At 58.3% G+C, this 11,535-nt stretch carries 7 protein-coding genes; 1 reads left to right on the top strand and 6 read right to left on the bottom strand.

Annotated elements, in window-relative coordinates:
- Positions 1 to 315: 315 nt before the first annotated feature.
- A complete protein-coding gene (locus DK26_RS28275) occupies positions 316 to 2,787 on the bottom strand; it encodes an AAA family ATPase (RefSeq protein ID WP_066480236.1) in 2,472 nt (823 codons plus the stop codon).
- Positions 2,780 to 3,007 carry a hypothetical protein gene (locus DK26_RS28270; RefSeq protein WP_157089887.1) on the bottom strand — a complete coding sequence of 76 codons (228 nt, stop codon included), beginning with the start codon at positions 3,005 to 3,007 and terminating at the stop codon, positions 2,780 to 2,782. Before DK26_RS28270 ends, DK26_RS28275 begins: the two co-directional genes overlap by 8 nt.
- A 140-nt stretch (positions 3,008 to 3,147) precedes the next feature.
- Here DK26_RS28270 and DK26_RS28265 point away from each other — a divergent pair, with 140 nt between their 5' ends.
- Positions 3,148 to 4,524 carry a hypothetical protein gene (locus DK26_RS28265; RefSeq protein ID WP_157089886.1) on the top strand — a complete coding sequence of 459 codons (1,377 nt, stop codon included), beginning with the start codon at positions 3,148 to 3,150 and terminating at the stop codon, positions 4,522 to 4,524.
- Between the two features lie 369 nt (positions 4,525 to 4,893).
- Here the strand turns inward: DK26_RS28265 and DK26_RS28260 are convergent, their stop codons facing one another.
- The 4 genes from DK26_RS28260 to DK26_RS29220 all read right to left on the bottom strand — a co-directional run bounded on the left by DK26_RS28260 (position 4,894) and on the right by DK26_RS29220 (position 10,904).
- The gene (locus tag DK26_RS28260) at positions 4,894 to 6,117 is read right to left on the bottom strand and encodes a hypothetical protein (RefSeq protein WP_184231784.1); all 1,224 of its coding nucleotides are present in this window, start codon (positions 6,115 to 6,117) and stop codon (positions 4,894 to 4,896) included.
- Between the two features lie 137 nt (positions 6,118 to 6,254).
- Positions 6,255 to 8,042, bottom strand: coding sequence for a chemotaxis protein (locus tag DK26_RS28255; RefSeq protein ID WP_157089884.1), 1,788 nt, complete (start codon positions 8,040 to 8,042; stop codon positions 6,255 to 6,257).
- Positions 8,039 to 9,781 (bottom strand): hypothetical protein, encoded by a 1,743-nt coding sequence (locus DK26_RS28250; RefSeq protein ID WP_066480226.1) that lies wholly within the window; start codon positions 9,779 to 9,781, stop codon positions 8,039 to 8,041. Before DK26_RS28250 ends, DK26_RS28255 begins: the two co-directional genes overlap by 4 nt.
- A 460-nt stretch (positions 9,782 to 10,241) precedes the next feature.
- Positions 10,242 to 10,904, bottom strand: a complete 663-nt coding sequence (locus DK26_RS29220) for a hypothetical protein (RefSeq protein ID WP_157089883.1) — start codon at positions 10,902 to 10,904, stop codon at positions 10,242 to 10,244.
- Positions 10,905 to 11,535 lie beyond the last annotated feature (631 nt).

Below are 11,535 nucleotides of genomic sequence, written 5' to 3'. Positions count from 1 at the left end.
GACGACTTTTTCAACGGTATCGGCCCCTTCCTGACATTCGGAACGTCCGGTCTTAGGCAGTTCAGTTCGGTCTGACTCTGGCCCCGGGTTCGGCGGCTTCGGGCTGTTGCGTCCGGCATCGCCGAGGCGGCGGAACTCCGGCAGAGGTCCGCTGGCTGTTCCTGCGGCATCGAGCCGAAGGGCTTGCTCAGATCTACGTGGCACTCTGCAGAAATCGAAACATTTGCCTCTGGTTCGTCGAGAACGGGACGGAATCTCAGGGACGATCCGCGGGGCATCCAGGTCGCCTGCTCGACGACTTATGATCACCACCTATCATGATATTGCTGCTTCAAACTCAAACTGAGCCTCGCACCCACCATGCGCGCATACCGGCTTCTTCAACGTGAAGGGTCGCTGGAATTTCGTGCGACTGCACTTCTTGCAAGCGAACTGACTGCGGAACGTCTTAAACTCGTCCCAACGGGTCTTTTCGTCACCGATCGAGCCGTCGCCGTAAGGGACGTCTTGAAAATGGCTCCCGAAATTTTCGATCGTGCCTGTCGCCAAGCTCGTGAGAAAGCGATTGTTGACGCCGGGCACCAGCGCTGGTTCCAGCTTGGCATCCTTGAGGAAGCCGCCGAGCGCTGAGGCCAATTCACTGCGCTCGTAGGAATAGGCCCTCTCCAGTGCTCGGATCCGGACGCTAACCCCGAAGTCCCGGCATATGCCGAGCAACCATTCCTCTTCGGCTTGCCGCATTTCATTCGCCGCCGACTGCCCATCGGCCCAGCGAGCTTCAATCATCGCGTCACTGACCTTATGGTCAGCGAACCTCGGCCCGTAAGAGGGGTCGAGGCCAATGATGCGGGTGAAATGCCAGGTCTTCGCGTCGAGCTGATCCTTCAGGTAATTGAAGAACCGCTCGTCATGGGTGGTGATCAGGATTTGGCAGTCATCGAACATGGTGGCGATGAGCGCCGCAATGGTGCGGCGATGGTCGGCATCGTAGGAGGTGACGATATCGTCCAGCGCGATGACAGGCGCGCCGGTGTTGAACTGCTTGATCGCCGCCATGCGCAGCGCCAGCGCCACCGAATGGATCTGGGAGTCGCTCAAGTAGCCGCCCGGCTGCACACCCGTCCGGTTCGCGGCAAAATCGATAAGCAGATTGAGACGTTGTTGATTGGTTTCGTCTTCTCCCGGCAGTTCCAGCCGAATGGGCTGGGCTCTGGTGCCTTGGATCAACTTGTAGATGTCATTCATCGGTGTCTGGAGTTTGTCGAGCAGCGCCTGCACCATTTTGCGGATTTCGGCCGAGATCGCTGCCGCCTGCGCCGTCAGGGCTTCTGACAGCTTGCCCACCTCCTTGCTCGTCCGCAGTGCGAGATCCCGTTCGTCGTCCAGCTCCAGCAGACGATCGATCTTCGCTTTGGCTTTGATATAGGTGTGGTCCCCTTGCTTTGCCTCCACATCGGAGATGGCTTGATCGAGCGTGGCTAGCAATTTGGCAATCGAGGCGACGATGCTGGCCGAGGCTGGCGCGGCACTCTTTGGCCAGCCGGCGACGTCCGCCTGATAGGTGACCAGATCGGACTTGAGCGGTGCGTCACCATCGTCCAGCAACCCAATCAGCCCGGTCAGAGACGACACCAATCGGTTGTGGGCCGTGGTCGCCGCTGTTTTGGCATCGTCGCGCTTCTTCTTGGCAGCGGCGTAGTCGGCGAGTTCTTCGAGATGATTGGCGACGTGATCTTGGATTGCTTTCGCGCTGCCCGCCGCCGTGTCCGCGATCGGCGTGGTACAGACAGGGCAGGAGTCGAGTGGCGTTGCTCCTTCGGCGAAAAGCGGTTCAGCCGCTTTCCACACAGCCTGAAATACGGTCCCCGCCGCTTTGTCCCGCTCCTCGACTTCTTTACCTACGGCCACCGATAACGCCGTGACGGCGGCATCGAAAGCCGGAATTGTGCCGTTGATGGCGGTCTCGCCATATTCGCCAACCGTCTCCACCCACAAGGCGGCAGCCGCGTTGCGGATCTGGCGCATGCCAGCGAGTCCGATCCTGTTCTCCTCGGACTTGGCGCGCGCTGCCAATTCGACATAGGCCGGATCAACCGCGGCAAGAGCCACGAGCGCGAGCGTCGGATCAAGTGGCGCACAGACCAGCATGTTGACATATGAAACCACTGCGGCCGCATCCCAATTTTGCACCGTTTGGGATGTCTCTCTGGCGAGCTGAGTATCAACGCGCTGTAACGCCGTCTCGTCTTCGGCCGCGGCCTTAACCTGCGTTCGTAGCGAACGAATGTTCTTCTGTACGTCAACGAGCGGGCCGAGTTGCAGCCAGTTCGCCACGTCGGCGTAGCGGTCTTCCGGCGTATGGGCTTCGACGAACGCCCGTAAGGCATGGCCACGAATGATCGGCGGCACCGCGAAACAGACATTCACGGTCGTCGCTATTGCCGGGATCACTCGCTTCGGGCCAGCCGCTGCCCGACTACCGTTCGTGATCTCCTTGCCCGCGATCATGTCGATCGTTACCATCGGCGCGATCTTCGCTTCTTCGGCAAGATAGTGTGCCAAAGCCGCAGGGCCGGCTTTGTTGTTAGCGGTGCGCTGGCCGAGCCGTTCGAGCGTTCCGTCCTTCGAGAATATGAATTCCAGCGCATCGATGATGCTGGATTTGCCGCTGCCATTGGGCGCGAAGATCGCCAAGCATCGTTTTTTGCTGAAATCGAACGTTTTCGGCTGGAGATAGGCTCGAAATCCGGCGATGCACAACGATCGGAAGAAGTATGGATCAGCCATTGGCGGCCTGCATCTTCCGCAGGTTAGCCCGCTCGGCGGCGAGTTTCACAATTGCGTCCTTCGCCTGAGCGACAGCGTTCTGCGCCGGCGCGGCTTTTAGAATATGTGTCGTGAGGATGCCCGTAAGGTCGGTGTCTATACCTTCCTTTGCCTTTAGACTCTGTCCTAAGGCTTTGAGAAACGCATCAGGCGTTTCCAACGGCGCCGCTTCACCTTCCACGATTGATTCCCCACAACAATCCTGCCGCAACTGTAGGTCTAGGTTTTCGGAAAGCAAATGCAGAAGCGCCACTACCCCAAGCCACCAGGACGCTTGCCAGCCTGGAAACCATTGTTAGAACTGCGGCTGATGCAGGGGGCATGACAGTGGCTGCTGGTGGATATGTGCTGCGAGTTGAGTCAAAAAGGGCGTCAAAGCTTCTAGAGGCTCTCGACGCCGGTCAAACACCGGCCGAACCAGTCCCTTTGTTCAAACATAGTCGGACAACAGCTCTCGTCGTATTTGCTTGTTTGAACGAGGGCGCAATCACGCATATCGCCTCCGGCCGACAAGGCGCGCCTGCGGGTAGCGGATTGAGGCGGCTAAATCTTGAGACCATGGAGCCCCTGTCGCAACCGGTTTCCCTCGATCAACTGAGAGCCGCAGCCCCGGCGAAAGTCCGCCAACATGTGGAGCGCGTGTTTTCCAGCGGGGGCCTTCTTCCGCCGAAGTCACTGGGATACGTCATCGATGAACTCTTGAAGATCGTGCCCGGTCTTTCTGCACGGCTCGAGCGCTATGGCGAGGAACGCTCTCGTCGGATCGAGGAGTACAGCGAGGCTCAGATTCAGAATCTGGCGCTTCAGAAGGAGACGCTGAATATTGCGCTGAGGATCGGAAGCTTCAGCCGAGACGCGCTCCTTCAATGGAGCCCAACGGATGACATTGACGACAATTTCTTACGAGGCCTCCCGGAAGTCTACACGCGCGAAGATCCGATGATCATCTCCGATCTATCGACGGTCCCCGGCTTCGAAGCTGTGAGAGACCTGCCTTACGCAGCGAAGGAGTTTGTGCAGGACAAAAACCCGAAAAACAGGCTCACGGTTATCATGGCGAACCGGACTGAGTTGGAAAAGCAAACTGGCGCCGACCTAATTTACTACAATCGCACCCACGGCTGCGTAATTCTTGTTCAGTACAAGGCGATGAGCGAAGCCGAAGACCCTCCCGTGTTTCGTTGGAAGGCGGGCGACGATCTCGATGGGGAGATCCAGCGAATGGTCGCCCTTCGAGCGGTTCTTCAGGCGATGCCGCCTGACGATTCACCGCGTGGGTTTCGCTTCAGCCAAGATCCCTTCTTCTTAAAGATTTGCCGACGAATTCAGTTTGAGCCGGACAGCGCTCGCCTGTTCCCGGGCATGTACTTCCCGCTTGCGCTCTGGGAGAGGCTTGCTACGCATTCTACGACCGAGGGCCCAAAGGGCGGACGCTTTTTAGGCTACAGGAACGCCACAAGGCGCATGTCGAATTCAGAGTTCGTCGAACTCGTCCGAGGCGGATGGATCGGGACGACGTTGCCTCAGTCGGCAGCGCTCACAAAGGTGATCGAGGAAATCCTGAAGACCGGTAAGGCCGTTACGTTCGCAATCAAGGATGAACCACCACCACCTGAAGACGGTAGCGACATTACCGTTGTCGAGTATGAGCCGCCTGAGGAAGAGGAAATTGAGAAACCAAGGCTCATCCTGCAATGACTTCGCTGGCCCGCTTTCGACGTCGCGAAGGGCGCAGCAGGCAGGAAGCTGCCTCGGCTCCGCCTGTAACAGGCAGGTCAATGACTACCCTGGCTCGTGAAAGCTAAAGCTTCAGCGGGGTTGCCCGTGGACGTCGCACGCGCATCGGCCACCGGGCTTTCTTGCTGAGACGAGCCCTGCTGTTCAACCTCCTTGCCTCGTCGACAAGTTCGAGGCGAGCCACGCTCACGCTTTCCGTCAGGCTACACTCGCCTTCCGGCCTCGTGTGGGGCTATCGCAGCGACTAGAAGATACCTTCTTCCGTTAGTGCTCCGACTACCGCCAGCGCGTTTGTGCGGTGGAGTGACTGCGGCGCTCACACTCGTGTTTCTATGACCATGCGTAGGTAATCACCTTTTCCCAGCGCAGCGATGTAACACCATGCTTCACTGCATAGGATGCACCCAGCGTACAGGCATGCCGATGGAAGATCCGCGCATTCCTGACAAGGGTTGTTATCCGCGGTTCACTGCCAAAGCGCTCCTCAACTAGGAAAATATGCGACAAGTCGTTGGCTTGATCTTGGCCGATCAGCTCCGTGACAGCGAGGATGTATCGGCTCGGAATCACCTTAGTTTCTTGTAGATCGCGAGCGCCGTCGATTACGTTATTGATCGCCTGCTGATAGAGCATATTGGCATATTCGCTCACTGACTTGAAACGACGTGGGGCGGCGCCGCCTTTGATGCTCGAAATCCATCCATCGAAGGTGACCACTATGGGGACGAAGGGTCTGAGTGGTGTTCCTTGAGAATTCGCCTCCGCTCGCTCGGCAAGCCACTCTTCGAAGCGCGCGCCTAGCGAGGCGTCTTCAGGCATTTGCTCGCGAAACTTGGACCATTCATCGCGGGTGAGGTCCGGAAACGTAAGTCCAACGGTTGGGCTTGTCTCAATTCCTGAACTATTTTGCCTCGGCCGGCCGCTAACATAAAAATCGGAGCTATTACCCAGCGGCGGGGCGGACTTGACGAACGTCTTTCCCTCAAATTCGAATTTTGTATCGAGGATTGGGCCCTTCGTCATATCTGTCGACTGGCCATTTATGATCGCGGCGGTCATGGCGCGCTCAGCGTAGCCGTGAAACGCCGTCCGAAGGGATTCGAATTCAGGAAAGGCCTGATCAAGTGAGATCGGCACGTAGTCGATCGGCCACAAAGCGAAGGTATCAAAGCCATCGCTATGGAGGTAGGCGCCGGCAACGACAACGCCGTCAATGTCATCGGTGTCGTTCCGTGCGCGGCGCCCTACGATCTGAACGATCTCATCATGATCCAACGCCGTGTTAGCGTTGTTGACGAGCATCAATATCGATCGCTTGGATTCCGGAAATTCCGAGCGCGATTGTACGAGCTGGCCCTTTGCGCTTTTAACCGCGCCTTTGATCGGGCCTTCCATTGTCCGATCATAGGCACGCTGTCCCGTCAGATCGAGGAGTTCACGATCCAACACGTGAACAGGTCTGTCCGGATCGAGCGCGGTGAATAAAGCAGCAAGCTTCGCTTGCCGCTCGACTTTGCTTAGAGCCTCATCGTCAAGAATCTTCAGTTCGATCACTGCATCGCCGAGGATGTAATCGGCGTTTCGCGCGGCTCGCCGGTCTTGATCAGGATGCGCACGCCGCCCTCCTGCGAGCTCAACGATCTCATTGAAACTACCCTCGGTGAGAGGACGAATGCGAGTGATTGCTAAGCCTAGCATGCGCCGTCACCCGAAGGTGGAGGCGCGTCCGTGGATCGTGGACGTATTGCAGGCAGGAGGTCGCGCCAAACCTGCGGCGGCACAGGTAGCCGATGGCAACGGCATGCCATGAGTACGATCGGCCAATGCCCGAGCCGGACCGCCGAAAGCGCATCATAATGCGGGTTGCTGGCGACCTCCTCGAGTACGAAATCGAGCGCGTCCCGTGTGCCCGTAGTAACAGGAATGCCTGTCAGTGCGGCTCCGTGATTATCCCGGCCGAGATAGAGATTTTCTTCGCTGTCCTCATCCGGCAGCCAAGTCTGGAACGTGCAGTGGCCGAGCGACTTGGCCTTGAACGCAGCCAATTCGTCGAACAGCTCCTGCTTGCCGCGGGCCGCAGCCCACTGTGCCAGCATCGGGTATAGGATGCTCCCCTCGGTCGAACTCTGGCGGTACTCCTCGCTGCGCTCGGACGGATGATCGACTAGGTCCCAGTAGGAGAGACTTGTCACCGGATAGCGGCCGTGCACGTTGAATGCGAAGATGCTGCGCTTCGCCAGCTCCTCTACCCATTCATCGATTGCGCCATGGGCACCAGGGCGGCAGGCGAGGAGTGTGAAGGCGAGACCAATGTCGATCGCCTGCCAATCGCCGATCGGCGAAAGCAGCGCCCGGTTGTTGCTGACGATTTGGATCAATTGCGCGCAGAGCCCGTCGATTCGCTCGGTTGTCGCCTTGGTGGTCTCTACGATCATCGCCGGCAGTGTCTGGAGAAAATCGTTGTTGAGCACGACTGGGCCGTTTGGCGGCGCAAGCTGCCACACTAGCCACAGCCCGCGCAGCGATAGGCGACCGACAAGCTCAAATAGTTTGAGGTTTACGTCGAGCGCTGCATGGGATCCGACCGCAGATGAGAGTGCGTGGCGGACGTTGGAGTGCGGAAGGATCTTAGTCTCGAACAATTCGTCCCAGATCGCGAAATGCAACTCGAAGAGCTCGTTGATAACAATGCCTGCCGCTTCGGCCACTCTGTTCGAGTGCGCGACATCGGCCTTAAGAAGGTGCCAGACCTCGAGCTGCGCACGTTCGCTGGCGCGATAAGGGGCTTCCACATTGTTTGCCTCGCGCGCCCAGACGAACATGATCCACAGGCAGATATTAATCATCCGGGCCTGCGATAGCCGCGCCGCCGGGGTCGCGCCGGGCGCGTCGGTCAACGCGCGGAGCAACCGGCCGAAATGGTCGAGTGCAATGTCGGGCTCCTCGACCATCGCGACACTTTTACGCAAATGACTGCGCAAGGGGGGCGGTAGCAAGCCTTCGCGCAGGATGCCGTCGAGGATGACGTCCGCGAGTCGATCGCCATTCCACTCCTCATAGCTGATGCGCTCGGTGGTGTTGCGGTTCATATAGCCGGTCACTTCGGCCCGCACTTGCTCGTCGATTGCGCCGCCGAAAGTGAGACAGATGGCGATCGGCAAAGCGGCATATTCGGGTGGGATGCGGCTCGCGATATAGTGGTCTAGAATCTCGTCTAGTGATGGCCTGAGACTCTGAGGTGAGGCCGTGTTCCACTCTGTGCGATCGAGGTTGCCTGATTTGACCGAGAATAGATGGACGCGCTGAACGCCATCCCGCCCGGTGCCGACTGCTGCGACATCGACGCCATACTGGCGTGTGCCCCTCGCCGGACGCGAATAGACAGTGAACCCAAGCTCGGTCAGCAAGTCGGGCAGCACCGCGTCGAGCTCGCCGCGCTCTCGTAGGGAGGCGAGATACTCACGAATGACAAGCTTCACGGCTTGGCTACCATGCACATCGCGCGAAAGAGACGGAGGGTATAATCAAGGTCGAACGGTTCAAGTATGTCGAGGCGCGGCGACTCGATACTGTGGCTGAAGCTGTGAAGCTTCATCTCGTGGCGTTGCGTCTTGCCGTCTGGTCCCTCGAAACGACTGATCGAGCGATTGCCGTAGAGTAGCACCGAACGGCTCACGACCGACATCAGTATCGACTTTTTCTCGGCCTGCTTGTGCGCTTGGCGCATCGATTCATGCTGGCGGTGGCTTTCGATAAGCCGTTCGCGCTCCGATGGGCGCAACTCCTTGATACGGCCAGCCTTGCGCAGGCCGTCAATGTACGCATCGAGCCGGCCGAGGAGTTCTTCAATGACGGGCTGCGCCGGGTCGCTTGCAATCTTGGCTCGGTCGCCCAACCAGTCGGCCAATTCTCCCGAATAGTTGATTAACAGTGGGTCGAAGAGAATTTCCGCCATCGCGTTGCGTGGGGCCTCGGCGACACCGCGGAGGAGACCGAGCACCAGCGAAGCAGCCGTAATCGGATGGAGGAACAGATAGCCGATCGCACGATGGGCAAGCAGGACCCTGTCGGCATCCGCCAGGCCGCGGGTGGCGCGGTCAACCTCCAGGACAAGCGGCGAATCACCATGATAGTCGCCGACCAACGACAAGGTGGCGCGGCCGAGGTTGGGATTGCACGACAGCAGCCAGCCGACCATTACTTTAGCCAGTTGATCGGGTGCGAGCTGGAGCAGTGCATATGAGAAGCCATCGAGCGTCTCAAACGAGGCGAGCTCGCCATGCGCCGCGATCAGTGGCGTGATCAGGGCGAGGGCTTCATCTAGTCGTCCATGCGAAACCAGCTTACCGCCGGCGGCATCGATATTCTCGAGCGTTCCACGATTGCCGATCGCGACCTTCTGCATGATCGCCGTCAGGCCAGCCACAATTGCCGGCGGCAGCTCCTCGCCATGGAACATGAGCTCAAACGAGAGCTGGTGGATCGCGTGGTCACCGACCTGTGGCGCGGCAGTTTGGATCAGCGCGACGGCTGACGCTTCCATATCGGGATGAACACGTGCGATCTCGCATATGGCGGTGAGGATATGACCAAGACTATTGTCGTCGGCAGTAGCTCTGGCGGCCGCGAGGGCGTCGGTCGCGCGGCTACGTGCCTCGGGGGTCACTAGAACGATCGTCCCGATCGCCTTGGCCGCGGCCGAGCGCGCGGGTGCCGCCGGGCCTTCGAGGTAGGCGATCGCTTCGGTGAGTGCTTCATCGGGTGAATTCGCGGCGAGCGCCTGAAGGCTAAGGAACACATAGGCCGCATTTTCGGGTTCTTCCTTGTCTATCGTAACGAGCGTGGTCCGCGCGCGATCGCCTTGCTCGGCCCAAGTCCGATACGCGCCATTGGGCATACCGGACGCCAGATCATTGCCAGCGCGGCCAGTCAATGCCTTCACCGCGGCGAGCATCGCCGGAACCTCGGCTTGAAGGGTTGGAATAAGATCGCAATAGACATGCATGACCGTGAAGAAGTCATGCTGACTAATCGAAGAACTGATAATCGTGCGTGCGGCTTCGAGCACATCGATCGTGCCGTCATTGTGGAGTTCCGTGAGCGTCGCGTGAAACGCTTTACCGATGTCATCGGCACGATGTTGGCGAGTGCGCTCAACGAACAGCTCAAGGAGCGTACCCGCGCCATGGCGATCTATAATTCTGTTCTTGTCGACCATAATATTCCGTCTCGATCTCAGAGCACCATTGACATGCAGGCGTAGATATCTGAAACGAAGATGTCGACTTCTGATGTTGAATTTGGAAACGATCCAGCTCGATGGGCGTATAGATTACGTTTGTCTGCAATGGCTCTCTTAAAGACGGTAGCCGTAGGGTGATCGAGATACCCTCTCGTGCTTGGGTGGAGCGACTTTAGGCTGTCGAGCATCTTGCCGATTCCCGGCGCCGCCCTTGGGTCGATCCCATTGTTTCGCAGCACCGATGCGAGGCATGTGTCCATCGCCCGGCTCGCATGGATGACCTGAAGAAGTCGTTGGCGCTTTAGCGGCTGGAGACGAACACACGCGCCGAGTTCTGCCAACTCACTATCTACAAGCCGCAAGTCCGGATTGAGCGCGTAGGCAGGAGACCCTCGGACAAGCGCCTGCATGAGCTTGTGACGTGACCTTCTGGAGCTCATTTTAGTCTCGTGTATCGGTGGACCAGTTCAGCGACTTGGTGAGGAGAGCGTCTCCGGAAAGTCGCTGGTGCGATGACCCATCCCGCGAACGCGGCTGCCCTGAGCGCTTTTAGTGGGTCACCGGGAAGCTCGGGAAGGTTCTGTGCAAACGCTAATCCCGCAGGTTCATCTCTAAGCTCGACGCCATTGATCGTGGGCGCAAACCAATGTTCGCATTCTGCCAGGATGAATGTCTTGAGGGCCGATAGCGACGGCTCCCCCCGGAAAAATGCTCCGGACACTCCGTTTTCAAATATGTCGCGATCGGGCATGCGAGCGACTTTTTGCGGGATGTCATGAAATCGATCCGCATGATGATGAAGCGTCTGAGCGAGTCTATAGGTGTCAGCAAATCTGCGCTCAGCGCGCCGTTGCTTGCTTTCAGACACCTTCGTTCTGGACGCCTTGCCGGGATCGCGTGCGATCTTCACCAGATCGGCTCTTAAATTTCGATTCTCAAAATCGAATTCGGCAAAGAATAATTGAGAGTATATTTCCGGTAATCCGCCCTGTGATTTGATATGAATGAATGACGTATGAGGCGGGAGCGCCATGGTGTTAAGCGTCAACCTGGCTTCAAAAAGTTTTGGGCGTCGCAATTCTTCGGATGAAGCAATCATGACGGCCGTCAGACCTGAAGGTCCACCGACCAAAACATCAGCAGAACGTAATACAAGAGGATGATCGGGGGATGCGACAACTATGTGGTCCCCCTCTAGCGATCGCTGAAAATGGGACGCGATCTCTGCTCGCCGTCGTACCACTGACTCCGTCAATTCACGCCCCCGCCACCCAGCGTTTCGCTAGGGAATCACCGGCGAACTTTAGCAGGCCGCGCAGCGTGTGCTACGCCTCCTTACGCAGATGGATTGAGTTACCTACCCGCACCACCAAGCCCTCGCGCAATGGGAGCGCGGTATTGGCATCCGTTACACTGCCCGGCAGCCGACGTCCCCAGCGTCCAAAAAGGGGCCGCTTTTGACCACTCAGCGGCTTGCTGGGAATGCGGCAGTTGGGCGAGTGCGGAACCTCGGCAAGCACACTCGTAACGTCTGATTCTGGGCAATGCGCTAATGTCCGCGAATGGCGCGTCCTCCTCAAATGTTGGTTCGGGCGCGCTCAAGCTGTTCTCGTGTCGACATCGAGTTTCTCACGCCCAATCGAGGTGGTGACGATCTCGGGCGGCAAACCTGCGCCAATGCCGGCACTGAGAGGCCCGGCCGCCCAACTTTTTGCGCTTTCTGGATTTTC

This window comes from Allobosea sp. WAO (genome assembly GCF_001509835.1).
Lineage (GTDB): Bacteria > Pseudomonadota > Alphaproteobacteria > Rhizobiales > Beijerinckiaceae > Allobosea.
The sequence above is the reverse complement of the archived record's forward strand: the minus strand, read 5'-3'. Positions and strand labels throughout refer to the sequence as shown.